Here is a 24,424-nt window from a genome sequence, read left to right as displayed (position 1 = left end):
CTTACCTGATCAGCTCAGTACCGAAATGTCCGCCACGCCCAGGAACAGGCCCCGCAGCCGCGCCAGCAGCGCATAGCGGTTGGCCCGTACCTTGGCGTCTTCGGCATTGACCATCACCGCCTCGAAGAAGGCGTCCACCGGCTCGCGCAGGGCGGCCAGGCGGGCCAGGGTCTCGCTGTACTGACGAGCGGCGGCCATGGGCTGTACAGCCTGGTCCGCCTGCTGGATCGCCGAGTACAGGGAGAACTCGTTGGCGTTGTCGAAGTACTTGGCTTCGACGGTGGTCGGCACATTGCCTTCGATCTTGCTCAGCAGGTTCGACACGCGCTTGTTGACCGCGGCCAGGGCGGCGGCTTCAGGCAGCTTGCGGAAGGCCTGCACGGCTTGCACGCGCTGGTCGAAGTCCAGGGCCGAGCCCGGCTTCAGGGCACGTACCGACAGGTAGGTGGCCACGTCCACGCCTTCGTCTTCGTAACGGGCACGCAGGCGGTCGAAGATGAACTCCAGCACCTGGTCGGCCAGGCCGGCGGCCTTGACCTTGCTGCCGAAGGCGCTGACGGCGAAGGCCACGGCGTCGTTCAGGTCGAGGTCGAACTTCTTCTCGATGAGGATCCGCAGCACGCCCAGGGCCGCGCGGCGCAGGGCGTAGGGGTCCTTGCTGCCGGTGGGCAGCATGCCGATGCCGAAGATGCCGACCAGGGTGTCGAGCTTGTCGGCAATCGCCACGGCGGCACCGGTCACGGTGCTTGGCAGCTCGGCACCGGCGCCACGAGGCATGTACTGCTCGTTGAGGGCCAGGGCCACATCTTCCGGCTCGCCGTCATTGAGGGCGTAGTAGTAGCCGGCGATGCCTTGCATCTCCGGGAACTCGCCGACCATTTCGGTGGCCAGGTCGCACTTGGACAGGAGGCCGGCACGGGCTGCGCGCTGGGCGTCGCCGCCGATGCGCGGGGCAATGAAGGCGGCCAGCTTGGAGATCCGCTCGGCCTTGTCGTAGACGCTGCCGAGTTTTTCCTGGAAGACCACGTTCTGCAGGCGCTGGTTGAAGTCTTCGAGCTTCTGCTTCTTGTCCTGCTTGAAGAAGAACTCGGCGTCGGTCAGGCGTGGGCGCACGACTTTCTCGTTGCCCTCGATGATCTGGCGCGGGTCCTTGCTCTCGATGTTGGCCACGGTGATGAAGCGCGGCAGCAGCTTGCCGTCCACGTCCAGCAGGCAGAAGTACTTCTGGTTGTCCTGCATGGTGGTGATCAGGGCTTCCTGGGGCACGTCGAGGAAGCGCTCTTCGAACGAGCACACCAGCGGCACTGGCCATTCCACCAGGGCGGTGACTTCGTCCAGCAGGTCGGCCGGGACGATGGCGGTGCCTTCCTGCAGGGTCGCCAGCTCGGCGGTGCGCTTGCTGATCAGCTCGCGACGCTCGTTGGCGTCGGCCAGCACATAGGCGGCACGCAGGTCGGCCAGGTAGTTGGCCGGCGCGGTGATGCGCACGCTTTGCGGGTGGTGGAAGCGGTGGCCACGGGAGTCGCGGCCGGCCTTCTGGGCGAGAATGGTGCAGTCGATGACGTCGTCACCCAGCAGCATTACCAGCCATTGGGTCGGGCGCACGAACTCTTCCTTGCGCGCGGCCCAGCGCATGCGCTTGGGAATCGGCAGGTCGTTGAGCGAATCCTCGACGATGGTCGGCAACAGACTGGCGGTGGGCTTGCCCTTGATGCTCTGGCTGTAGCGCAGTTTCGGACCGCTCTGGTCGATCTCGCTGAGGTCGACGCCGCACTTCTTGGCAAAGCCCAGGGCGGCCTGGGTCGGGTTGCCTTCAGCGTCGAAGGCCGCCTGGCGTGGCGGGCCGTCGAGGTTGATGCTGCGATCGGGCTGCTGGGTGTCCAGCTGGCTGATCAGCACCGCCAGGCGCCGTGGCGCGGCGTACACGTGCTTGGCCTGAAAGCTCAGGCCAGCGCTCTGCAGGCCTTTCTCAATGCCGGCCAGAAAGGCCTCGGCCAGGGTGTTCAGGGCTTTGGGTGGCAGTTCTTCAGTGCCCAGTTCAACCAGAAAATCTTGCGCACTCATTGTGCCGCCTCCAACTTAGCCAACACTTCATCACGCAGGTCCGGGGTTGCCATCGGGAAGCCCAGCTTGGCGCGAGCCATCAGGTAGGCCTGGGCGACGGAACGCGCCAGGGTGCGCACACGCAGGATGTACTGCTGGCGTGCAGTCACCGAGATCGCCCGGCGTGCATCCAGCAGGTTGAAGGTGTGCGAGGCCTTGAGGACCATTTCATAGCTCGGCAGCGGCAGCGGCTGATCCAGTTCGATCAGGCGCTTGGCTTCGCTTTCGTAGAAGTCGAACAGTTCGAACAGCTTCTCGACGTTGGCGTGTTCGAAGTTGTAGGTCGACTGCTCCACTTCGTTCTGGTGGAACACATCGCCATAGGTGACCTTGCCGAACGGGCCGTCGGCCCAGACCAGGTCGTACACCGAATCCACGCCTTGCAGGTACATGGCCAGGCGTTCCAGGCCGTAGGTGATCTCGCCGGTCACCGGGTAGCACTCGATGCCGCCAGCCTGCTGGAAGTAGGTGAACTGGGTCACTTCCATGCCGTTGAGCCAGACTTCCCAGCCCAGGCCCCAGGCGCCCAGGGTCGGCGATTCCCAGTTGTCTTCGACGAAGCGGATATCGTGCACCAGCGGGTCCAGGCCCACGTGCTTGAGCGAGCCCAGGTACAGCTCCTGGAAGTTTTCCGGGTTGGGCTTCAAGACCACCTGGAACTGGTAGTAGTGCTGCAGGCGGTTGGGGTTTTCGCCGTAGCGGCCGTCAGTCGGGCGACGACTGGGCTGCACATAAGCGGCGTTCCAGGTTTCCGGGCCGATGGCCCGCAGGAAAGTGGCGGTGTGGAAAGTGCCGGCGCCTACTTCCATATCGTAGGGCTGAAGTACCACACAACCTTGCTCGGCCCAGTACTGCTGGAGGGCGAGGATCAAGTCTTGGAAGGTACGCACGGCTGGCGTAGGCTGGCTCACGAAATTCACCTGTTACTTGGGCTGCGATTTAAGGAGCGGGAGTATACCCGATTCAGTCCTGCGCACGCCCCCTGGAGCCTTATGCCACGCTGCTTTTGGTGTTCCGACGATCCGCTGTACATGGCTTATCACGATCAGGAGTGGGGCGTGCCGCTACGCGATGCGCAGCGCTTGTTCGAGTTGTTATTGCTCGAAGGGTTCCAGGCCGGGCTGTCATGGATCACCGTATTGAAGAAACGCGAGCGCTATCGCCAGGTGCTGTTCGGCTTCGACGTGCAGCGCGTGGCGCAGATGAGCGACGCCGAGATCGAGGACCTGATGCAGGACCCGGGCATCATCCGCAACCGCCTCAAGCTCAATGCCGCTCGGCGCAACGCCCAGGCCTGGCTGGAGCTGGACGACCCGGTGGGGTTGCTCTGGTCCTTCGTCGGCGGTGTACCGAAGATCAATCATTTCCAGGACCGCAGCGAAGTACCGGCGGTGACCCCGGAGGCCGAAGCCATGAGCCGTGGCCTGCGCAAGGCCGGCTTCACCTTTGTTGGCCCGACCATCTGTTATGCCCTGATGCAGGCCTCGGGCATGGTCATGGATCACACCCGCGACTGTGGTCGCTACGCCGTCCTGGCCCAACAGGCCGGGTGAACGCCGTGGGCCAGGTCGCTTCGTGGGCAGCAGGCCATTGCGGGACAGGCACAGGCAGGGCCTGCCTTCACTCGCGAGGTTTTCACACAGCCGGTTGCGGCCGGTTAGAATAGCCGGCTCGCGACTAGGTCATGATCAACCGATCAGGAGTCATTTGTGGATAAGTTCAAAGGCGCCCTGCTGGTGGGCGCTCTGCGGTTGTTTGCCCTGCTGCCCTGGCGCGCGGTGCAGGCGGTTGGCACGGCCATTGGCTGGATCATGTGGAAGACCCCCAACCGCTCCCGCGATGTGGTGCGCATCAACCTGGCCAAGTGTTTTCCACAGATGGACCCTGCCGAGCGCGAGCGCCTGGTGGGCCAGAGCCTGAAGGACATCGGCAAGTCCCTGACCGAAAGCGCCTGCGCCTGGATCTGGCCGGCGGAGCGCTCGATCGCCCTGGTGCGCGAAGTCGAAGGCCTGGAAGTGCTCAAGGAGGCTCTGGCCTCGGGCAAGGGCGTGGTCGGCATCACCAGTCACCTGGGCAACTGGGAAGTGCTCAACCACTTCTACTGCAGCCAGTGCAAACCGATCATCTTCTACCGTCCGCCCAAGCTCAAGGCGGTGGACGAGCTGCTGCGCAAGCAGCGGGTACAGCTGGGCAATCGCGTGGCGGCCTCCACCAAGGAAGGCATCCTCAGCGTCATCAAGGAAGTGCGCAAAGGCGGAGCCGTGGGGATTCCCGCCGACCCGGAGCCGGCCGAATCCGCCGGCATCTTTGTGCCCTTCTTCGCCACCCAGGCCCTGACCAGCAAGTTCGTGCCGAACATGCTGGCCGGCGGCAAGGCGGTCGGGGTGTTCCTCCATGCCCTGCGCCTGCCCGATGGTTCGGGCTACAAGGTGATCCTCGAAGCGGCCCCGCAAGACATGTACAGCACCGATACCGAGACCTCCTGCGCGGCCATGAGCAAAGTGGTCGAGCGCTATGTGGGGGCGTATCCGAGCCAGTACATGTGGAGCATGAAGCGTTTCAAGAAGCGCCCGCCGGGTGAGGAACGCTGGTACTGACAGGGTAGGCACGATCTGTGGATAACCCCATGCCGGGTGTTATCCACAGCCCATTGCACAAGGGCGCAGCAGATGTCCGATCACCGCAAGTCGTTCCGTATCAAGATTCAGCACGAGAGCATCGGCGAATGCCTGGGGCAGACGCGCAACCTGTCTGCCAGCGGCGTCTACGTGCAAAGCCCGGCCCTGGCGAAGCTGCCCAAGGGCGCAGTGGTGTACGGCCAGGTGCAAGGCCTGCCGGTGAGTGCACCGCGGGTGCGCATGGAAGTGGTGCAGGTGGATGCCGAAGGGATCGCCCTGCGCTACCTGTGACACGCCATGAGTGCGCCGCCCAGGCCGCAAAAATCTAGAGGGATTTCGAGACGCTGAAGGGCTGCGCCAGTCACGGTCTGGGTCTGTGCCAATGGGAGCGGGTCGAGGCAGGGCTCAGGCCTGGGACTGGCGTTCGAGCTTCTTGATGAACACGGTCATTTCCTTTTCCGCCTGCTTGTCGCCATGGCCACGGGCCGCTTCCAGGCCCTGCTCCCAGGCCTGGCGCGCTGCCGGCAGGTCGCCCTGCCCCTGGCAGGCCTTGCCCAGCAGCTTCCACGCCGCGGAATACTTGGGGTCGAAGGCCACGCAGCGTTGCAGGTGTTCGGCGGCCTTGGCGAAATCGCCCTGATCCAGGTAACCCTTGCCCAGGCCAAAGCGCAGCAGGGCGTTATCCACACCTTTGGCGAGCATTTTCTCCAGGGATTCAAGCATCAGCGACTCCTCATCGTTGGCTGGCGCAGCTGTGTAGCAGCCGGCTTGCCGGCGAAGGCGATCTCCGGGATCCCTTCGCCGGCAAGCCGGCTCCTAGGGTGTTAGAAGAAGCTCAGGCCGACGTGGAACAGTTTCTCCACGTCGCGGATGTGTTTTTTATCCACAAGGAACAGGATCACGTGGTCGCCGGCTTCGATCACCGTGTCGTCGTGGGCGATCAGCACTTCTTCATCGCGGATGATCGCGCCGATGGTAGTGCCCGGCGGCAGGCCGATGTTCTCGATGGCCCGGCCAATCACCTTGCTCGACTTGGCGTCGCCATGGGCGATGGCCTCGATGGCCTCCGCTGCGCCCCGGCGCAGGGAGTGCACGCTGACGATGTCGCCGCGGCGCACGTGGGCCAGCAGGGTACCGATGGTGGCCAGCTGCGGGCTGATGGCGATGTCGATATCGCCACCCTGGATCAGGTCGACGTACGCCGGGTTGTTGATGATGGTCATGACCTTCTTCGCCCCCAGGCGCTTGGCCAGCAGCGAGGACATGATGTTGGCCTCGTCGTCGTTGGTCAGGGCCAGGAAGATATCGGCATCGGCGATGTTCTCTTCCAGCAGCAGGTCGCGATCCGAAGCGCTGCCCTGCAGCACCACGGTGCTGTCCAGGGTGTCGGACAGGTAGCGGCAGCGAGCCGGGTTCATCTCGATGATCTTCACCTGGTAGCGGCTTTCGATGGCCTCGGCCAGGCGCTCGCCGATCTGCCCGCCACCGGCGATGACGATGCGCTTGTAGGATTCCTCCAGGCGGCGCATCTCGCTCATCACTGCGCGGATGTGGGCCTTGGCGGCGATGAAGAACACCTCGTCGTCGGCCTCGATCACCGTATCGCCCTTGGGCATGATCGGCCGGTCGCGACGGAAGATCGCCGCCACCCGGGTGTCGACGTTGGGCATGTGCTCGCGCAGCTGGCGCAGTTGCTGGCCCACCAGCGGGCCACCGTAGTAGGCCTTGACCGCCACCAGTTGCGCCTTGCCCTCGGCGAAGTCGATCACCTGCAGGGCGCCGGGGTGCTCGATCAGGCGCTTGATGTAGTTGGTCACCACCTGCTCGGGGCTGATCAGCACGTCCACCGGGATTGCATCGTTGTCGAACAGCCCGGCGCGGGTCAGGTAGGCGGCCTCGCGCACCCGGGCAATCTTGGTCGGGGTGTGGAACAGGGTGTGGGCCACCTGGCAGGCGACCATGTTGGTCTCGTCGCTGTTGGTCACCGCCACCAGCATGTCGGCATCGTCGGCACCGGCCTGGCGCAGCACCGTGGGAAAGGACGCCCGGCCCTGGACGGTACGGATGTCCAGGCGGTCGCCAAGGTCGCGCAGGCGTTCGCCATCGGTGTCGACCACGGTGATGTCGTTGGCTTCGCTGGCCAGGTGTTCCGCCAGCGTGCCACCCACTTGGCCGGCACCGAGGATGATGATCTTCATCCAGTCACTCCCTTAAAACCGTTTAGCCGCGAGCCGCGGCAATCTTGATCAGCTTGGCGTAGTAGAAACCGTCATGACCACCCTCTTGCGCCAGCAACTGGCGCCCGTGAGGCTGCTTGAGACCGGCCGCAGGCTGCCCCAGTTGGCCGCCGATGTCCAACTCCCGGGCGCCCGGGGTGCGGGCCAGGAACGCCTCGATCACCTCGGTGTTCTCGGTCGGCAGGGTCGAGCAGGTGGCATAGAGCAGGATGCCGCCGACTTCCAGGGCCTGCCACATGGCATCCAGCAACTCGCCTTGCAACTGCGCCAGGGCGAGGATGTCTTCGGGCTGGCGAGTCAGCTTGATGTCCGGGTGGCGACGGATCACCCCGGTGGCCGAGCAGGGGGCGTCCAGCAGGATCCGCTGGAACGGCTTGCCGTCCCACCAGGCCTGGGTATCGCGGCCATCGGCGGCGATCAGTTGCGCGTCGAGCCCCAGGCGATCGAGGTTCTCCCGCACTCGCACCAGGCGCTTGGCTTCCAGGTCCACCGCGACCACGCCGGCCAGGGCCGGCTCGACTTCGAGGATGTGGCAGGTCTTGCCCCCCGGTGCGCAGCAGGCATCCAGTACCCGTTGCCCCGGTGCCAGTTCCAGCAGGTCGGCGGCCAGTTGTGCGGCTTCGTCCTGCACGCTCACCCAGCCTTCGGCGAAGCCCGGCAGGCTGCGCACGTCACCGGCCTCGTCGAGGACAATGCCGTCCTGGCTGTAGACGCAAGGCCCGGCTGCCACGCCGGCCTGCGCCAGGAGCTTCAGGTAGGCGTCACGGGAATGATGGCGACGGTTGACCCGCAGAATCATCGGCGGGTGGGCGTTGTTGGCCGCGCAGATGGCTTCCCACTGCTCGGGCCAGAAAGCCTTGAGAGATTTCTGCAACCAGCGCGGGTGGGCGGTACGCACCACCGGGTCGTGCTCCAGCTCGGCCAGCAGGGCCTCGCTCTCGCGCTGGGCGCGGCGCAGCACAGCGTTGAGCAGGGCCTTGGCCCAGGGCTTTTTCAGCTTGTCGGCGCAGCCCACGGTTTCGCCGATGGCGGCGTGGGCCGGAACCCGGGTGTAGAGCAGTTGGTAGAGGCCCACCAGCAGCAATGCCTCGACATCGGCGTCGGCGGCCTTGAAGGGCTTTTGCAGCAGCTTGGCGGCCAGGGCCGACAGCCGTGGCTGCCAACGGGCGGTACCGAACGCCAGGTCCTGGGTGAAGCCGCGGTCACGCAGCTCGACCTTGTCCAGCTGGGTCGGCAACGAACTGTTGAGCGAGGCCTTGCCGTTGAGCACGGCGGCCAGTGCCTTGGCGGCGGCCAGGCGCGGGTTCATTGGGCGTCCACCGCTTGGCCGAGAACGGCGCCGAGGGCGAATTTCTCGCGGCGGCTGTTGAACAGGTCGCTGAAGTTCAGCGCCTTGCCGCCGGGCAGTTGCAGGCGAGTCAGGCACAGCGCCTGTTCAGCGCAGGCGACGATCAGGCCGTCCTTGCTGGCGCCGAGGATCTGCCCCGGGGTGCCCTGGCCCTCGGCCAGGGTCGCGGCCAGCACTTTCAGGGCTTCGCCTTTGAGCGTGCTGTGGCAGATCGGCCAGGGATTGAAGGCCCGGATCAGGCGCTCCAGCTCTACCGCCGGGCGGTTCCAGTCAATGCGCGCCTCGTCCTTGTTCAGCTTGTGGGCGTAGGTGGCCAGGCTGTCGTCCTGGACTTCTCCTTCCAGGGTGCCGGCGGCCAGGCCCTGGATGGCTTGCAGCACGGCTGGCGGGCCCAGTTCGGCGAGACGGTCGTGCAGGCTGCCACCAGTGTCCGTGGCGCTGATCGGGGTGCTGGCCTTGAGCAGCATCGGCCCGGTGTCCAGGCCGGCCTCCATGCGCATCACGGTCACCCCGCTCATCGCATCACCGGCCTCCACGGCGCGCTGGATCGGCGCCGCGCCGCGCCAGCGTGGCAGCAGCGATGCGTGGCTGTTGATGCAGCCCAGGCGCGGGATATCCAGCACCACCTGCGGCAGGATCAGGCCGTAGGCCACCACCACCATCAGGTCCGGCTTGAGCGCCGCCAGTTCGGCCTGGGCCTCGGCGTTGCGCAGGGTGGGCGGCTGCAGCACTGGAATGTGGTGCTCCAGCGCCAGTTGCTTGACCGGGCTGGGCATCAGTTTTTGCCCACGACCGGCCGGGCGATCCGGTTGGGTGTAGACCGCGACGATCTCATAAGGGCTGTCGAGCAGGGCCTTGAGGTGTTCGGCGGCAAACTCGGGAGTGCCGGCAAAGACGATGCGCAGTGGCTCAGTCATGGGAGTTCTCGGTAGTAAACATGCGGAAAAGAAAAAGGCTTGCTGTTGCAAGCCTTTGGAAGAGGAGCATCAAGCGTTCTGGCGATGCTGCTTTTCCAGTTTCTTCTTGATCCGGTCACGTTTGAGGGTGGACAGGTAGTCAACGAACAATTTGCCGTTGAGGTGGTCGCATTCGTGCTGGATACACACCGCGAGCAGGCCCTCGGCGATCAGTTCATAAGGCTGGCCATCGCGGTCCAGGGCCTTGACCTTGACCCGCTGCGGACGGTCGACGTTCTCATAGAAACCCGGTACCGAGAGGCAGCCCTCCTGATACTGGTCCATCTCGTCGGTCAGGGGTTCGAACTCGGGGTTGATGAACACCCGCGGCTCGCTGCGGTCTTCGGACAGGTCCATGACCACGACGCGTTTGTGCACGTTGACCTGGGTCGCCGCCAGGCCAATGCCTGGGGCCTCATACATTGTTTCAAACATGTCGTCGACCAACTGACGCACTTCGTCGTCCACTACGGCCACTGGTTTGGCGATAGTGCGCAGGCGCGAATCGGGGAATTCGAGGATGTTTAAAATGGCCATAAGCGTAATTGCTACACGTGTGAAGTAAGGGCGGAGTCGGCGTCCTGGCAGGTCCTGGACCTGGGCCGCCGATGCAAAACGTGCTCTGGGAAGGAGCGAGCCGCGCAGGCTCTGGCGTTTTACGCGAACGCACATAATAAAGGGATTCAGCCCATGATGAAATCACTGTTCGCCTTGCTGCTGTTGGGCTGGAGCAGCATCGGCCAGGCCCAGGTGCAGCTCAGGGACGGGTATCCGGCGGATTATCGGGTGGTGGCGGGCGATACCCTGTGGAGCATCGCCAGCCTTTATCTGCAGCAGCCCTGGCAGTGGCGCGAGCTCTGGCCCGCGGATTCCGTGGGTGGGGCGCCGAGCCGGATCTTCCCCGGCGACCGCCTGCAACTGGTGCATCCCGCTGGCCAGCCGCAGTTGCAGCTTGAACGGTCGGCCACGCTGCCCACCGTCAAGCTCTCGCCCCAGGTGCGGCGCCTGCCGCCAGCAGCGATACCGAGCATTCCCCTGCAGGCCATCAGCAGCTTTGTCCTGCATAACCGCATCGTCGATCAGCCGGAGGCCTTCGAGCAGGCGCCCTATATCGTCGCCGGCGATGGCGAGCGGGTGCTCGGCGGCCTGGGCGACCGACTCTTCGCCCGTGGCCGGCTCGACCCGGGGCAGCCGGTCTATGGCGTGTTTCGCGAGGGCAAGCGTTATCGCGATCCGTTGAGCCAGGAGCTGCTCGGTATCAACGCCGATGCCATCGGCACCGCCCAGGTGCAGGCGATCAACGGCGACCTGGCCACCCTGACGCTGCAGCGCACCACCCAGGAAGTGCGCCTGGGCGATCGGTTGCTGGAGATGGGGGCCCAGGACCTGGCCCCTCGCTTCAGCCCCAGTGCGCCGCCACGCCCTGTGGATGGCGTGATCATCGATGTGCCCCGCGGCGTTACCCAGATCGGTGCCCTGGATGTGGTCACCCTGAACCGGGGCCGGCGTGACGGGCTGGTGGAGGGCAACGTACTGGCGGTGATCAAGACCGGTGAAACCGTGCGCGACCGGCTGACCGGCGAGCCGCTGAAGATTCCCGACGAGGCCGCCGGCTGGCTGATGGTGTTCCAGAGCTACGACAAGCTCAGCTATGGCCTGGTGCTCAAGGCTTCGCGTTCCCTGGCGCTGCAGGACAAGGTGCAGAGTCCCTGAAAAGGCCTTTCCTCAACAACTTACCAACAGACTTATCCACAGCTTGTTCCGGTTCCGACCGGGTTGAAAACGATCAAGGATGATCCATGTCAAGCTCGATTGCTGGCACCCTTTCCCCCGCGGAACTGGAAGCCCGCCTGCGTTTGCATTGTCTGCCCGGCCTGGGGCCGATGCATTTTCAGCGCCTGCTCCAGGCCTTCGGTTCGGCCTCCAGGGCCATCAGTGCGCCGGCCGCTGCCTGGCATTCCCTGGGCATCCCGCTGGCGTCTGCCGAGGCCCGGCGCAGTGCGCTGGTGCGCGAGGGTGCCCGCCATGCATTGGCCTGGATGGATAGCCAGGCCCAGCATTTGCTGATGTGGGACCAGCCTGGGTACCCGGCCTTGCTCGCACAGTTGGAGGATGCACCACCGCTGCTGTTCGTTGCCGGCGACCCTTCGATTCTCGAGTTGCCGCAGCTGGCGATGGTGGGTAGCCGTCGTGCTTCGCGACCGGGGCTGGACACTGCCGCGGCCTTTTCCCGGAGCCTGGCGGGCGCCGGGTTCGTCATCACCAGCGGCCTCGCACTGGGCATCGACGGTGCCGCGCATCAGGCGGCCCTGGACGTGGGCGGGCGTACCGTGGGGGTGCTCGGCACCGGCCTGGAAAATTTTTATCCACAGCGGCATCGAAACCTGGCCAGGGCGATGATCGACCAGGGCAGCGCGGTGATTTCCGAGTTCCCGCTGGACACCGGTCCGCGCCCGGAACACTTCCCCAGGCGCAACCGGATCATCAGCGGCCTGGCCGTGGGGGTACTGGTGGTGGAAGCCAGCGTGGCCAGCGGTTCGCTGATCACCGCGCGCCTGGCGGCGGAGCAGGGCCGCGAGGTGTATGCCATTCCCGGCTCGATCCACCACCCCGGCGCCCGTGGTTGTCATCAGTTGATCCGCGATGGCGCGGTGCTGGTGGAAAGTGTCCAGCACATCCTCGAGACCCTGCAGGGCTGGCAATACCAGGGGCCACCTGCCTTTTCCCAGTCCCGGGGCGGGGATCATCCCCTGCTGGTCCTGCTGCAGGCCGCGCCCCACAGCAGTGAAGCCCTGGCCAGGGCCTGCGGCTGGCCACTGCCGCGGGTACTGGCGGCCCTCACCGAGCTGGAGATCGAGGGGCGCGCAGTCAATGAAAACGGCCGCTGGTTGGCACGCCTGAGCTAGGTTTTATAAGCAGGATCGGTAAACTGCGCACAGCTTTTATCTGGAGAGTCGGTAATGGTCAGCAGTTGGCGTGTGCAACAAGCCGCACGAGAGATTCGCGCAGGGGCGGTGATTGCCTATCCAACCGAAGCGGTCTGGGGCCTGGGGTGTGATCCGTGGAATGAAGAAGCGGTGGATCGCCTGCTGGCGATCAAGTCGCGTTCGGTGGACAAGGGGCTGATCCTGATCGCCGACAATATCCGTCAGTTCGACTTCCTCTTCGAGGATTTCCCGGACAGCTGGATCGAGCGCATGTCCAGTACCTGGCCGGGGCCCAATACCTGGCTGGTACCCCATCAGGATCTGTTGCCCGAATGGGTGACCGGGGTCCATGACACCGTGGCGCTGCGGGTCAGCGATCACCCGCAGGTGCGTGAGCTGTGCGCCTTGGTTGGTCCGTTGATCTCCACCTCGGCCAATCCCCAGGGGCGGCCGGCGGCCCGGACCCGGATTCGCATCGAGCAGTATTTCCGCGGGCAACTGGACATGGTGCTGGGCGGCAGCCTCGGGGGCCGCAAGAACCCGAGCCTGATCCGCGACCTGGCCACTGGCAAAGTGGTGCGCCCTTCCTGAGTCCTGCGTGGCCCAGCCCCTGGCGCGGCGAGGGTGCTTGCGCCCGCTGGGGCGACTTGTGCGCCGGAGCGCAGTCGCCCCACTCCGGCCATCGCGGTGTCGCAGCCCTACTCCAAGGGCCGGAACAGGGAGCGCCGTGCCCGTCAGCGCGGGCCGGCTCCCCTGCCTATGCCAGTCTCAACCAGCCGGATTCGGCTTCAGGGCAAGAGCAGCGTCGAGCCGGTGGTGCGCCGCGCCGACAGTTCGGTATGGGCCTTGGCCGCGTCCGCCAGGGCAAAGCGCTGGCCAATCTCGATCTTCAGCTTGCCGCTGGCAATCATGGCGAACAGGTCGTCGGCCATGAGCTGCAGGCTCTCGGCGTTGTTGGCATAGCTGGCCAGGGTCGGCCGGGTCACGTACAGCGAACCCTTGGCCGAGAGAATCCCCAGGTTGACCCCGTCCACCGCGCCCGAGGCGTTGCCGAAGCTGACCATCAGCCCGCGGGGCTGCAGGCAGTCCAGGGAGGTCAGCCAGGTGTCCTTGCCGACGCCGTCGTAGACCACCGGGCACTTCTTGCCATCGGTCAGCTCCAGCACGCGCTGGGCCACGTTCTCATGGCTGTAGTCGATGGTTTCCCACGCGCCGAGGGCCTTGGCGATGGCGGCCTTTTCCGCTGAGCTGACGGTACCGATCAGCTTCACCCCAAGGGCCTTGGCCCATTGGCAGGCCAGGGAACCGACGCCCCCTGCGGCGGCGTGGAACACTATGGTTTCGCCCCCCTTGAGCTCGTAGGTCTGACGCAGCAGGTACTGCACCGTCAGGCCCTTGAGCATGGCCCCGGCGGCCTGTTCGAAGCTGATGCTGTCCGGCAGGTGCACCAGGTTGGCTTCCGGCAATACATGCACATCGCTGTAGGCGCCCAGCGGGCCACTGCCGTAAGCCACGCGGTCGCCCACCTTGAAGCGGGTCACCGCGCTGCCTACCGCCTCCACCACCCCGGCTCCTTCGGCGCCCAGGCCGGACGGCAGTGCCGGTGGGGCATACAGGCCACTGCGGAAATAGGTGTCGATGAAGTTCAGGCCAATGGCCTTGTTGCTGACGCGAACCTGCTGTGGGCCCGGCTCGGCTGGCTGGTAGTCGACATACTCGAGTACTTCGGGGCCGCCGTGGGCGCGGAACTGGATACGTTTGGCCATCTCACTCTTTCCTCGGTGGTGGGGTGAAAGTGCTCTATCGGACTCCTGTGCTTGACCTTCGTCAACTGCGGCGGGCCCCGACGCAGTGTTATGCTACGCGCCCATTTGCGCCGCCCCCCGCTCCATTGCTGGCGCCGCGTAGCTTTGCCCGATTCAAGGTGATGCCATGACTACCCGCACCGAGGCCGTAAAAGCCTACCTGCTCGACCTGCAAGACCGCATTTGCGCTGCCCTGGAAACCGAAGACGGCGGCGCACGCTTCATCGAGGATGCCTGGACCCGCCCCGCCGGTGGCGGCGGACGCACCCGGGTGATCGGCGATGGCGCGGTGATCGAAAAGGGCGGGGTCAATTTTTCCCATGTGTTTGGTGCCGGCCTGCCGCCTTCCGCCAGCGCCCATCGTCCGGAACTCGCCGGTCGGGGCTTCGAAGCCCTGGGCGTGTCCCTGGTGATCCACCCGCACAACCCTCATGTTCCGACGTCCCATGCCAATGTGCGTTTCTTCATTGCCGAGAAGCAAGGTGAGGAGCCGGTCTGGTGGTTCGGTGGCGGTTTCGACCTGACCCCCTACTACGCCAACGAGGAAGACTGCGTGCATTGGCACCGAGTCGCCGAGCGCGCCTGTGCGCCCTTCGGTGCCGACGTCTACCCGCGCTACAAGGCCTGGTGCGACAGCTACTTCCACATCAAGCACCGCAACGAGCCGCGGGGCATTGGCGGCCTGTTCTTCGACGACCTGAACGAGTGGGACTTCGACACCAGCTTCGCCTTCATGCGCGCCATCGGCGACGCCTACATCGAGGCCTACCTGCCCATCGTCCAGCGCCGCAAGGCTGTCGCCTACACCGAGCAGCAGCGCCAATTCCAGGAATTCCGCCGGGGCCGCTACGTCGAGTTCAACCTGGTCTACGACCGCGGCACCCTGTTCGGCCTGCAATCGGGTGGCCGTACCGAGTCGATCCTCATGTCGCTGCCGCCGCAAGTGCGCTGGGGCTATGACTGGAAGGCCGAGCCGGGCAGCGAAGAAGCGCGCCTGACCGAGTACTTCCTGCAGGATCGCGACTGGCTGGCAGGCGGCAACTGATGGGCGCACCTGCCGCTTGAGGCAGGCATTGAACGAAGGGTGAGAGATGGACCAGTACGTTGTCTTTGGTAATCCGATCGGCCACAGCAAGTCGCCGCTGATCCATCGGCTGTTCGCCCAGCAAACGGCCCAGCAGCTGGAATACAACACCCTGCTGGCGCCCCTGGACGATTTTGCCGGCACTGCCCGCCGCTTCTTCGCCCAGGGGCGCGGGGCCAATGTCACGGTGCCGTTCAAGGAAGACGCCTATCGCCTGTGTGACTGCCTGACCGAGCGCGCGCAGCGGGCCGGCGCGGTGAACACCCTGAGCAAGCAGGCCGACGGTCGCCTGCTGGGAGACAACACCGATGGCGCCGGGCTGGTGCGTGACCTGACGGTGAATGCCGGGGTCAGCCTCAAGGGCAAGCGGATCCTTTTGCTGGGCGCTGGCGGCGCGGTGCGGGGAGCCCTGGAGCCTGTGTTGGCCGAGCAGCCGGCGTCGGTGGTCATTGCCAATCGCACCGTGGAAAAAGCCGAGTTGCTGGCTGAGCTGTTCGCCGACCTGGGGCCGGTGGCGGCCAGTGGCTTCGACTGGTTGCAGGAGTCGGTGGATCTGATCATCAACGCCACGTCCGCCAGCCTGTCGGGGGAGTTGCCGCCGATTGCCGGCAGCCTGATCGAACCGGGCAAGACCGTGTGCTACGACATGATGTACGGCAAGGAGCCGACGCCGTTCTGCCGCTGGGCCAGCGAACAGGGCGCGCTGCTGGTTATGGATGGCTTGGGCATGCTTGCCGAGCAGGCGGCGGAAGCCTTCTACCTGTGGCGCGGGGTGCGCCCTGACAGCGCGCCGGTGCTGGCTGAACTGCGTCGCCAACTGGCCCTGTAACCCGCCGCAGGAACTGGCTTGCCAGCGAAGGCGGGGTCAAGGCTGGGCCAGGCTCAAGGGCCTCTTCGCCGGCAAGCCGGCTCCTACGTCGGGTGTGGGCAAGGCGCCTGCGGGTTCAGTCTTCGAAGTGGATCGGGCAGCGCTCCGCGCCTTCGAGCTTGATCAACTCTTCTTTCACCGCCTGCCGTGCCCGGCGCAGGATCAGGCTGCGCTCCTGGCGCCTGAGGCGGCGTGCTTCCTGGTGCAGCATTTCCACTCCTGAATAATCGATGAAGTTGATCTGCCGCGCGTCGATCACCAGTTTCGGTGCGTGGCAGCGCTGCATGCGCACCTGCAGGTAATGGCTGGCGCCGAAGAAGATCGAGCCGCCGACCCGCAGAATGTCTTCATCGCCCTCGCGAGACTGCTGCACCCGAGGCTGCGAAGTGCGCTTGAGGTAGAAGAACAGCGACGCCAGGACCCCGGCGTAGATCGCCGTCTGCAACTCCAGCAGCAGGGTGGCGAGGCAGGTCAGACTCATCACCACGAACTCGGCGCGGCTGACCCGGAACAAGGCGCGGATACCCCGGTGATCCACCAGGCCCCAGCAGATCAGCAGGATGCTGCCGGCCATGGCGGGAATAGGAATATGGGCGATCAGCCCCGCGCCGCCCACGGCGAACAGGGCCACCCACAGCGCCGAGAACACCCCGGCCAGGGGCGAGCGGGCGCCGGCTTCGTAGCTCAGCCCGGAGCGGGTGAAGGAGCCGGAAGACAGGTAGCCGGAGAACAAGGCGCCGACGATGTTCGACAGGCCCTGGGCGCGGATTTCCTGGTTGGCGTCCAGCAGTTGTTCCGAGCGCGCCGACAGCGAGCGAGCAATCGACAGGCTGGTCACCAGCCCCAGCATGCCCACCGCCACGGCGCTGGGCAGCAGGCGCAGGATCAGCTCCAGGTCCAGCGGTACCGGGCTCCAGGGTGGCAGTCGGCCAACGAAGGCGCTGACCCGTTGCACATGGCCGAACACCCCCGGCAGCAGCCACACCACCAAGGCGCTGAGCACCAGGCTCAGCAGCAGGCTCGGCCAGCGTGGTGCCAGCAACTTCAGGGCAATGCCCATCGCCAGGGTGCCCAGCCCGAGCAACAGTGAAGGTCGGTCCACGCCATCCAGATGCTCCAGCAACTGGGTCAGGCTATTGAGGGCGGTGGCCTGGTTCGGCAGGTCCAGGCCCATCAGGTTGGGCAGTTGGCCAAGGGCGATCACCGCTGCCGCGCCTAGGGTGAAGCCCAGCACCACGGAATGGGAGACGAAGTTCACCAGGGTGCCGAAGCGCAGCATGCCCAGCAGCCACTGGAAGATCCCGGCCAGCAGGGTCAGCAGCAGGATCAGGGTGATGTAGTCCTCCGAGGCTGGCACCGCCAGGGGGCTGATGCTGGCATAGAGCACGATGGAAATGGCCGCCGTGGGGCCGCAGATCAGGTGCCAGGACGAGCCCCACAGACAGGCGATCAGCACCGGGACTATGGCCGCGTACAGCCCGTACTCCGGAGGCAGGCCGGCAATCAGGGCGTAGGCGATGGATTGCGGCAGGGCGAGGATCGCGCCGCTCAGGCCCACCAGCAGATCGCGGCCGATGCTGGCGCGGGTCTGGCGTGGCAGCCAGCTCAGGAAGGGCAGGAGTGAATGGCGGTTGGGCCAGGCCATGGTGCCTCGCGGTTTGGTTCAGTCAAAGGTGCGTGCGAAGGTGTCAGGGTAAAGCATTGTCCACCTCGTTGCCGGGGATGGAGGGCCGTTGTGGCGAGTGAGCTTGCCCCCTCGCCACATCAGTTGCTGTCCAGGCTCCGAGTCAGAGCTTGGCCTTCACCGCTGCCAGGGCATCCTGGCCATCGAGGGTCCGCACCCCTTCCAGCCACTGCTCCAGCACCGCCGGGTTGGCCTTGATCCAGGCCTTGGCGGCCTCGCCGTTGCTGAGTTTGTTGCGCACCACCTGGGCCATGATGCTGTTCTCCATGTCCAGGGTGAAGCGCAGGTTGCCCAGCAGCTTGCCGACGTTGGGGCAGGCCTGTGCATAACCCTTGCGGGTCAGGGTGTAGACGCTGCCGCTGGCACCAAAATACTTCTCGCCGCCGCTGAGGTAGCGCATTTTCAGTTGCACGTTCATCGGGTGCGGGGTCCAGCCAAGGAAGGCTACGAAGCGCTGCTTGCGGGTGGCCCGCGAGACTTCGGCGAGCATCGCCTGTTCGCTGGACTCGATCAGCTTCCATTGGCCGAGGTGGAACTCGTTGTTCTTGATGATTTCCTGCAGGGACAGGTTGGCCGGCGCGCCGGAGCCGATGCCGTAGAGCTTCTTGTCGAACTTGTCGGCGAATGTGTTCAGGTCGGCGAAGTCGTGCACGCCCGCGTCCCAGACGTAGTCCGGGACCGCCAGGGTGAATTCGGTGCCCTCGAGGTTCTTCGCCAGTTGAGTGACCTCGCCGTTGGCCACGAACTTGTCGTAGAAGCCCTGTTGCGCTGGCATCCAGTTGCCGAGGAACACGTCCACCTGCCCGTCCTTGAGGCCGCCGTAGATGATCGGCACCGCCAGGGTGTCGACTTTCGCCTTGTAGCCCATGGCGTCCAGCAGGAAACCGGCGATGGCGTTGGTGGCGGCGATGTCGCTCCAGCCCGGATCGGCCATCTTCACCGTCGCGCACGAGTCGGCCCAGGCGGGTGCGCTGGCCAACGCCAGGACCCCGGCCGCCAGCGCTGTGGATAACCTATGCATGCTCTTCCCCTTACGTTATTGGTTTTGGCAGGGTTGTGGATAACGAGCCTTGCGCTCCAGGTCATCGAGGTCGATGTGGTTGCGCATGTACTGTTGACTGGCGTCCACCAGGGGCTGGTGATCCCAGCTCTTGAGCCGGCCCTGGCTCAGCGCCTGGGCCACCAGGCGGCGGCGTCGCTGGCTGGCCAGGACCTGTTGGCGGATGGCCGGGATGTCCCATTTGGCCCGTGCCTCGGCGAGAAACGCGGCGAACAGCGCTCGATGTTCGAGCGATTGGCTGAGGTCGCGGTGTTCTTGCGGGTCGTTGTGCAGGTCGAAGAGTAGACAGGGGTCGTCTTCGCTGTAGATGAACTTGTAGGCGCCGCGACGGATCATCATCAGCGGGCCAATGGTGCCCTCGGCCATGTATTCGCCGAACACCTCATCATGCCCGCCCTGCCCTTGCAGGTGCGGCACCAGGGAGCGGCCATCCAGGGGCAGGTCCGCCTGCACCTCGCCGCCGGCCAATTCCACCAGGGTCGGCAGCAGGTCGGCAGTGGAGACGGCGGCACTCACCCGTCCGGCGGCGAATTGTCCCGGGGCGCAGATCAGCAGCGGCACCCGGGCGGCCATTTCGAACCAGTGCATTTTGTACCAGAGGCCACGCTCGCCGAGCATGTCGCCATGATCGCCGGAGAACACGATCAGGGTGTCGTCCATCAATCCGGTGTCTTCCAGGGTCTGCAGCAGCTTGCCGACATTGCTGTCGATGTAGCTGCAGGCACCGAAATAGGCCCGCCGCGCGTCGCGGATCTTATCCACAGGCAGCGGCTTGTCCCACAGGTCGTAGACCTTGAGCAGGCGCTGGGAGTGCGGGTCCTGGTCGGTCTGGGGCGGGGTCTGGGGCAGCGCGATCTCATCGTCGCGGTACAGGTCCCAGAAGGCCTTGGGAATGGTGTACGGATCATGGGGATGGGTCATGGAGACGGTCAGGCAGAACGGCTGGTCGCCAGACTCGCGGACGTGGTCGAACAGGTACTGCTGAGCCTTGAACACCACCTCTTCATCGAAATCCAGCTGGTTGGTGCGGATGCAGGGGCCGGCCTGCAGCACCGAGGACATGTTGTGGTACCAGCTGGGGCGCAGGTCGGGCTGGTCCCAGTTCACCGCCCAACCGTAGTCGGCGGGGTAGATGTCGCTGGTCAGGCGTTCCTCGTAGCCATGCAACTGGTCCGGCCCGCAGAAGTGCATCTTGCCCGAGAGCGCGGTGCGATAGCCCAGGCGCCGCAGGTAGTGGGCGTAGGTGGGCACATCGGCGGGGAGGTCGGCGGCGTTGTCATAGGCGCCGATCTTGCTCGGCAACTGGCCGCTCACCAGGGTGAAGCGCGACGGTGCGCACAACGGGCTGTTGCAATAGGCAGCGTCGAATACCACGCCGGTGGCGGCCAGGCGGCTGAGGTGCGGCACGCGGATCGGCGATGAACCGTAGAACGGCAGCAAGGGTGCGGCCATCTGGTCGGCCATGATGAAAAGAATGTTCTTGCGCTTCATGGATTCGCGGCATTCCATAGTCGATGGTTATGCGAGAGTGCTGCGATTGAGCATGGATCCCATGTGTTTGGCGGTAAAGCCCATGCACGGCAATGACTAGGATAAGCACAGCTTATGTATGAAACCCTTGGCGACCTGTCCCTGGACCTGCTCCGGGTATTTGAAGCGGCGGCTCGCTTGCGCAGCTTCACCGCGGCCGCGGTGGAGCTGGGGACTACCCAGCCGGCCATCAGTCAGCAGATCAAGCGGCTGGAAGAACAGCTGAACGTGCGCCTGTTCGACCGCATCTACCGCGGCATCGAATTGACGGAGTCCGCGGCCCTGCTGCTGGAGCAGGTGCAGGTCGGCCTGCAGAGCATCGATGCCGGCTTGAGCGCCATCAGCCAGCAGCATCAGCATGAGGTGTTGCAGGTGGCCACGGATTTCGCCTTTGCCGCCTACTGGCTGATGCCGCGCCTGCACCGTTTTCATGAGGCCAATCCGCAGGTCGACGTCAGCCTGGTCACCAGTGAACGCAGCCACAGCATGCTGCGCAGCGATATCGATGTGGCAATACTGTTCGGCGACGGTCGCTTCAAGCAGGGGGAAAGCCGCTGGTTGTTCAGCGAGGAGGTGTTCCCGGTGTGCAGCCCGCTGCTGCTCAAGGAGCGCAGCCGGCCCCTGCCCGCCGATGGGCTGCTGGAGCTGCCGTTGCTGCACCTGCGCAGCGAGGCCAGCAACCACTGGTTCGACTGGAGCGGGGTGTTTCGCGAACTGGGCATCGCCTCGGCTCCCGCACCAGGGCAGTTGCGTTTCGACAATTACACCCTGCTGATCCAGGCGGCCATCGGTGGCCAGGGGGTGGCCATCGGCTGGCGGCACCTGGTGGACGACCTGCTGGACCAGGGCCTGCTGTGCCGACCGATCGCCGAGACGGTGATTTCCAGCTACGGCTATTACGTGGTGCGGCCTCAGCGCAAGCGCCGGGGACCGTTGATCGAGCGTTTTGTCGATTGGTTAATGACCGAGCAGGCCGACAGCGCCCAGAGCCTCAAGGGGCTGGCTGCGCTGTCGATTGCCCGCTAGGGGCGGGGCACACGATGGGGGTGAGTAATGGCACCATGGCGCTTTCGCCGGGGCATCGCAGTCCGCTGCCTTCACCGCCAGACATTCTGCTGGCCACCGGGTAGATGCGTGACCTGTGGCCAGCCATGAGAACCCGATTTTTTCGCGAGGCTTTGCATGCAACGAATCAAGGGCTATCACGCCCACGTCTACTTCGACGCCAGTACCATCGACCAGGCCCGGGCCTTGTGTGAACAGGCGGCGCAGCGGTTTGCACTGAAAATGGGCCGGGTCCACGAACGGCCGGTGGGGCCACACCCGGACTGGAGCTGCCAACTGGCCTTCGAGCCACAGTTGTTCGGCGAGGTCATCCCCTGGTTGGCGCTCAATCGTCGCGGGCTGGTGGTGTTCACCCATCCCGACACCGGGGATGACCTGCTGGACCACACCGACCATGCCATCTGGATGGGGGCGGTCAGGCCGCTGAACCTGGCGGGGTTCTGAGGGGCATCGAGCACTGGCACACCGGCCCCCATGGGACGCCGGTGGCAGATCTGGCCGGATGAGTTCTGATCAATACAGCACGCCGTCGAGAATCTCGTAGACGATGCCGGTACCGGCGGCGATCAGCACGATGTCTGCGCCCATGCGCCGCCACTCATAGCCTTGGTACACCGGCAGGCGTGACAGGGCGCGACTGTCCAGGCGTTCACCGTAGTAGCCGCGGGGCAACGGCTGGCCACGGACCAGGTGCACCCCGGGAGGCGGTGGTGCGCCGCGAACGAAGTAGCCGTGATTGTCGTGGATGGTCTGGCGCACCGGACCGAAATCCCGCGGCGGGCCGCCACGGTGATCATCCCCCGGGCCGCGGTGGTCGCCACCACGGTTGTCCCAATGACCCTGTTGCGGGCCTCCGCGAGCACCCCCCCGATCATAATCACCACGTTCGTCGGCCATGATCTGCAGCAACGGGCTGGCGCTGAGCATCAGCACCGCAGCACCGGCGATCAGACGCTTGGGCATTTTCATCAGGTATTCCTCGCAGCACACAGAGCAAAAAAAGGGGGTTCGCCACCTTGGTCGCGAACCCCCGGGTCTTGCCATTTAGTCTGTGTGCCGAGGCGCTAATTCCTCTGTATCAGGAACTTTACCTTCAGCTGACCCGAGCCTGACGTACGCCCTCGGACAGGGCCGCGCAGAGGCTCAGGACACCGTCGACCGCCTGCTCGGACGTCTCGGCGTTGGCGATGTGGTCGATCAGTGCCGAACCCACTACCACGCCGTCTGCCAGGCGGGCGATGGCGGCTGCCTGATCGGGCGTGCGGATGCCGAAACCGATGCTGATGGGCAGGTCGGTGTGGCGCCGCAGGCGGGCCACGGCCTCCTCCACATGTTCCAGGGTGGCGGCTCCGGCGCCGGTAACCCCCGCCACCGAGACGTAGTAGACGAAGCCGGAACTGCCATCGAGTACCTTCGGCAGGCGTGCATCGTCGGTGGTCGGGGTGGTCAGGCGGATGAAGTCGATGCCCGCGGCCTGGGCCGGATCGCACAACTCGCCGTTATGTTCCGGCGGCATGTCCACCACGATCAGGCCATCGACCCCGGCGTCCTTGGCGTCGGCAATGAAGCGCGGTACGCCGTAGCGGTGGATCGGGTTGAAGTAGCCCATCAGTACCAGCGGCGTATCGCTGTTGCCGCTGCGGAACTCACGGACCATCTGCAGGGTTTTTGCCAGGTTCTGCTTGTTGCCCAGGGCGCGGATGTTGGCCAACTGGATCGCCGGGCCATCGGCCATCGGATCGGTGAAGGGCATGCCCAGCTCGATCACGTCGGCACCGGCGGCCGGCAGGCCCTTGAGAATCGCCAGGGCGGTGTCGTAGTCGGGGTCGCCTGCGGTGACGAAGGTCACCAGGGCGGCACGGTTCTGTTGCTTCAGCTCGGCGAAGCGAGTGTGCAGGCGGCTCATCAGTGTTTCTCCTGCTGGGACTGTTGCATGTGATGCATGACGGTCTGCATGTCCTTGTCGCCACGGCCCGACAGGTTGACCACCATCAGGTGATCCTTGGGCAGGGTCGGGGCGCGCTTGAAGACTTCGGCCAGGGCGTGGGCGCTTTCCAGGGCCGGGATGATGCCCTCCAGGCGGCAGCACTGGTGGAAGGCGGCCAGGGCTTCGTCGTCGGTCACCGAGGTGTATTCGACGCGGCCGATGTCATGCAGCCAGGCGTGTTCCGGGCCGATGCCGGGGTAGTCGAGGCCGGCGGAAATCGAGTGGGCGTCGATGATCTGGCCGTCGTCGTCCTGCAGCAGGAAGGTGCGGTTGCCGTGCAGTACGCCGGGCACCCCGCCGTTGAGGCTGGCGGCGTGCTTGCCGGTCTCGATGCCGTAGCCGGCAGCTTCGACGCCGATGATCTGCACGCTTTTATCGTCGAGGAACGGGTGGAACAGGCCCATGGCGTTGGAACCGCCGCCGATGCAGGCCACCAGGCTGTCCGGCAGACGGCCTTCCTGGGCGTGCAGTTGCTCGCGGGTTTCCTTGCCGATCACGGCCTGGAAGTCGCGGACCATGGCCGGGTACGGGTGCGGGCCGGCCACGGTGCCGATCAGGTAGAAGGTGCTGTCGACATTGGTCACCCAGTCGCGCAGGGCTTCGTTCATTGCATCCTTCAGGGTGCCGGTGCCGGCCACCACCGGAATCACTTCGGCGCCCAGCAGCTTCATGCGGAACACGTTGGCCTGCTGGCGCTCGATGTCGGTGGTGCCCATGTAGATCACGCAATCCAGGCCGAAGCGCGCGGCCACGGTGGCGGTGGCCACGCCGTGCATGCCGGCGCCGGTCTCGGCGATGATGCGTTTCTTGCCCATGCGCCGGGCCAGGAGGATCTGGCCGATGCAGTTGTTGATCTTGTGCGCGCCGGTGTGGTTGAGCTCTTCGCGCTTGAGGTAGATCTTGGCACCGCCGCAGTGCTCGGTCAGGCGCTCGGCGAAATACAGCGGGCTTGGGCGGCCGACGTAGTCGCGCTGGAAGTAGGCCAGCTCCTTGAGGAACTCGGGATCTTCCTTGGCCGCTTCGTATTCACGGGCCAGGTCGAGGATCAGCGGCATCAGGGTTTCGGCCACGTAACGGCCGCCGAACGCGCCAAACAGGCCGTTGTCGTCAGGACCATTACGCAAAGGGGTCTGGGTCATTGGAGCGCTCCCG

General features: G+C 65.2%; 24 protein-coding genes. 10 read left to right on the top strand and 14 right to left on the bottom strand.

Annotated elements, in window-relative coordinates:
• Positions 1–9: 9 nt before the first annotated feature.
• Positions 10–2,064, bottom strand: a complete 2,055-nt coding sequence (gene glyS, locus U873_RS0131850; protein ID WP_025132112.1) for a glycine--tRNA ligase subunit beta — start codon at positions 2,062–2,064, stop codon at positions 10–12.
• The gene (glyQ, locus tag U873_RS0131845; protein ID WP_025132111.1) at positions 2,061–3,014 is read right to left on the bottom strand and encodes a glycine--tRNA ligase subunit alpha; all 954 of its coding nucleotides are present in this window, start codon (positions 3,012–3,014) and stop codon (positions 2,061–2,063) included. Before glyQ ends, glyS begins: the two co-directional genes overlap by 4 nt.
• 81 nt (positions 3,015–3,095) lie before the next feature.
• On the opposite strand from glyQ, the gene U873_RS0131840 reads away from it, so the two are divergent.
• The 3 genes from U873_RS0131840 to U873_RS0131830 all read left to right on the top strand — a co-directional run bounded on the left by U873_RS0131840 (position 3,096) and on the right by U873_RS0131830 (position 5,012).
• Positions 3,096–3,656, top strand: coding sequence for a DNA-3-methyladenine glycosylase I (locus U873_RS0131840; protein WP_025132110.1), 561 nt, complete (start codon positions 3,096–3,098; stop codon positions 3,654–3,656).
• 156 nt (positions 3,657–3,812) lie between these two features.
• Complete coding sequence (locus U873_RS0131835; protein ID WP_025132109.1) at positions 3,813–4,700, top strand: lysophospholipid acyltransferase; 888 nt, start codon at positions 3,813–3,815, stop codon at positions 4,698–4,700.
• Positions 4,701–4,772: 72 nt separating this feature from the next.
• A complete protein-coding gene (locus U873_RS0131830; RefSeq protein WP_025132108.1) occupies positions 4,773–5,012 on the top strand; it encodes a PilZ domain-containing protein in 240 nt (79 codons plus the stop codon).
• 114 nt (positions 5,013–5,126) lie between these two features.
• On the opposite strand, the gene U873_RS0131825 is transcribed toward U873_RS0131830, so the two are convergent.
• From U873_RS0131825 to def, 5 genes are all read right to left on the bottom strand, one after another.
• Positions 5,127–5,447 (bottom strand): tetratricopeptide repeat protein, encoded by a 321-nt coding sequence (locus U873_RS0131825; protein WP_177330337.1) that lies wholly within the window; start codon positions 5,445–5,447, stop codon positions 5,127–5,129.
• A 98-nt stretch (positions 5,448–5,545) separates the two neighbouring features.
• Positions 5,546–6,919 carry a Trk system potassium transporter TrkA gene (gene trkA / locus U873_RS0131820; protein WP_011058408.1) on the bottom strand — a complete coding sequence of 458 codons (1,374 nt, stop codon included), beginning with the start codon at positions 6,917–6,919 and terminating at the stop codon, positions 5,546–5,548.
• A gap of 22 nt (positions 6,920–6,941) precedes the next feature.
• Complete coding sequence (rsmB, locus tag U873_RS0131815; protein WP_025132106.1) at positions 6,942–8,267, bottom strand: 16S rRNA (cytosine(967)-C(5))-methyltransferase RsmB; 1,326 nt, start codon at positions 8,265–8,267, stop codon at positions 6,942–6,944.
• Positions 8,264–9,223: a methionyl-tRNA formyltransferase gene (fmt, locus tag U873_RS0131810; protein WP_025132105.1), complete on the bottom strand. Its 960-nt coding sequence runs from the start codon at positions 9,221–9,223 to the stop codon at positions 8,264–8,266. Before fmt ends, rsmB begins: the two co-directional genes overlap by 4 nt.
• 69 nt (positions 9,224–9,292) lie before the next feature.
• Positions 9,293–9,799 (bottom strand): peptide deformylase, encoded by a 507-nt coding sequence (gene def / locus U873_RS0131805; protein WP_025132104.1) that lies wholly within the window; start codon positions 9,797–9,799, stop codon positions 9,293–9,295.
• A gap of 153 nt (positions 9,800–9,952) precedes the next feature.
• Between def and U873_RS0131800 the strand changes: the two genes are divergently transcribed.
• The 3 genes from U873_RS0131800 to U873_RS0131790 all read left to right on the top strand — a co-directional run bounded on the left by U873_RS0131800 (position 9,953) and on the right by U873_RS0131790 (position 12,780).
• Positions 9,953–10,975, top strand: coding sequence for a LysM peptidoglycan-binding domain-containing protein (locus U873_RS0131800; RefSeq protein ID WP_025132103.1), 1,023 nt, complete (start codon positions 9,953–9,955; stop codon positions 10,973–10,975).
• An 86-nt stretch (positions 10,976–11,061) separates the two neighbouring features.
• On the top strand, positions 11,062–12,168 hold the full coding sequence (gene dprA / locus U873_RS0131795; RefSeq protein WP_025132102.1) for a DNA-processing protein DprA: 1,107 nt from the start codon (positions 11,062–11,064) through the stop codon (positions 12,166–12,168).
• 54 nt (positions 12,169–12,222) lie between these two features.
• Entirely contained in the window at positions 12,223–12,780 is a 558-nt protein-coding gene (locus U873_RS0131790; RefSeq protein ID WP_025132101.1) for an L-threonylcarbamoyladenylate synthase, read from the top strand.
• Positions 12,781–12,977: 197 nt separating this feature from the next.
• Here the strand turns inward: U873_RS0131790 and U873_RS0131785 are convergent, their stop codons facing one another.
• A complete protein-coding gene (locus tag U873_RS0131785; RefSeq protein ID WP_025132100.1) occupies positions 12,978–13,955 on the bottom strand; it encodes an NADPH:quinone reductase in 978 nt (325 codons plus the stop codon).
• Positions 13,956–14,121: 166 nt separating this feature from the next.
• Here U873_RS0131785 and hemF point away from each other — a divergent pair, with 166 nt between their 5' ends.
• Entirely contained in the window at positions 14,122–15,039 is a 918-nt protein-coding gene (gene hemF, locus U873_RS0131780; RefSeq protein WP_025132099.1) for an oxygen-dependent coproporphyrinogen oxidase, read from the top strand.
• A gap of 46 nt (positions 15,040–15,085) precedes the next feature.
• Positions 15,086–15,907 (top strand): shikimate dehydrogenase, encoded by an 822-nt coding sequence (gene aroE / locus U873_RS0131775; RefSeq protein ID WP_025132098.1) that lies wholly within the window; start codon positions 15,086–15,088, stop codon positions 15,905–15,907.
• Between the two features lie 115 nt (positions 15,908–16,022).
• Here the strand turns inward: aroE and U873_RS0131770 are convergent, their stop codons facing one another.
• The 3 genes from U873_RS0131770 to betC all read right to left on the bottom strand — a co-directional run bounded on the left by U873_RS0131770 (position 16,023) and on the right by betC (position 20,181).
• Complete coding sequence (locus tag U873_RS0131770) at positions 16,023–17,591, bottom strand: SulP family inorganic anion transporter (RefSeq protein WP_025132097.1); 1,569 nt, start codon at positions 17,589–17,591, stop codon at positions 16,023–16,025.
• A 142-nt stretch (positions 17,592–17,733) separates the two neighbouring features.
• On the bottom strand, positions 17,734–18,651 hold the full coding sequence (gene choX, locus U873_RS0131765; protein ID WP_025132096.1) for a choline ABC transporter substrate-binding protein: 918 nt from the start codon (positions 18,649–18,651) through the stop codon (positions 17,734–17,736).
• A 15-nt stretch (positions 18,652–18,666) separates the two neighbouring features.
• Positions 18,667–20,181, bottom strand: a complete 1,515-nt coding sequence (betC, locus tag U873_RS0131760) for a choline-sulfatase (protein ID WP_025132095.1) — start codon at positions 20,179–20,181, stop codon at positions 18,667–18,669.
• Positions 20,182–20,295: 114 nt separating this feature from the next.
• On the opposite strand from betC, the gene U873_RS0131755 reads away from it, so the two are divergent.
• Both U873_RS0131755 and U873_RS0131750 read left to right on the top strand, forming a co-directional pair.
• Positions 20,296–21,246 (top strand): LysR family transcriptional regulator, encoded by a 951-nt coding sequence (locus U873_RS0131755; protein WP_025132094.1) that lies wholly within the window; start codon positions 20,296–20,298, stop codon positions 21,244–21,246.
• A gap of 156 nt (positions 21,247–21,402) precedes the next feature.
• Complete coding sequence (locus U873_RS0131750) at positions 21,403–21,729, top strand: DOPA 4,5-dioxygenase family protein (RefSeq protein WP_025132093.1); 327 nt, start codon at positions 21,403–21,405, stop codon at positions 21,727–21,729.
• A gap of 69 nt (positions 21,730–21,798) precedes the next feature.
• Here U873_RS0131750 and U873_RS0131745 read toward each other — a convergent pair whose 3' ends face one another.
• The 3 genes from U873_RS0131745 to trpB form a co-directional block, all read right to left on the bottom strand.
• The gene (locus U873_RS0131745) at positions 21,799–22,254 is read right to left on the bottom strand and encodes an anti-virulence regulator CigR family protein (protein WP_025132092.1); all 456 of its coding nucleotides are present in this window, start codon (positions 22,252–22,254) and stop codon (positions 21,799–21,801) included.
• 124 nt (positions 22,255–22,378) lie between these two features.
• Entirely contained in the window at positions 22,379–23,191 is an 813-nt protein-coding gene (gene trpA / locus U873_RS0131740; protein WP_025132091.1) for a tryptophan synthase subunit alpha, read from the bottom strand.
• Positions 23,191–24,411 carry a tryptophan synthase subunit beta gene (trpB, locus tag U873_RS0131735; RefSeq protein WP_025132090.1) on the bottom strand — a complete coding sequence of 407 codons (1,221 nt, stop codon included), beginning with the start codon at positions 24,409–24,411 and terminating at the stop codon, positions 23,191–23,193. The genes trpA and trpB overlap by 1 nt, the downstream gene beginning before the upstream one ends.
• Positions 24,412–24,424: the final 13 nt, after the last annotated feature.

The sequence above is a fragment of the Pseudomonas sp. PH1b genome (genome assembly GCF_000633395.1).
GTDB lineage: Bacteria > Pseudomonadota > Gammaproteobacteria > Pseudomonadales > Pseudomonadaceae > Aquipseudomonas.
Note: the sequence above shows the minus strand (reverse complement) of the source record. Positions and strands in the feature narration are given on the sequence as shown.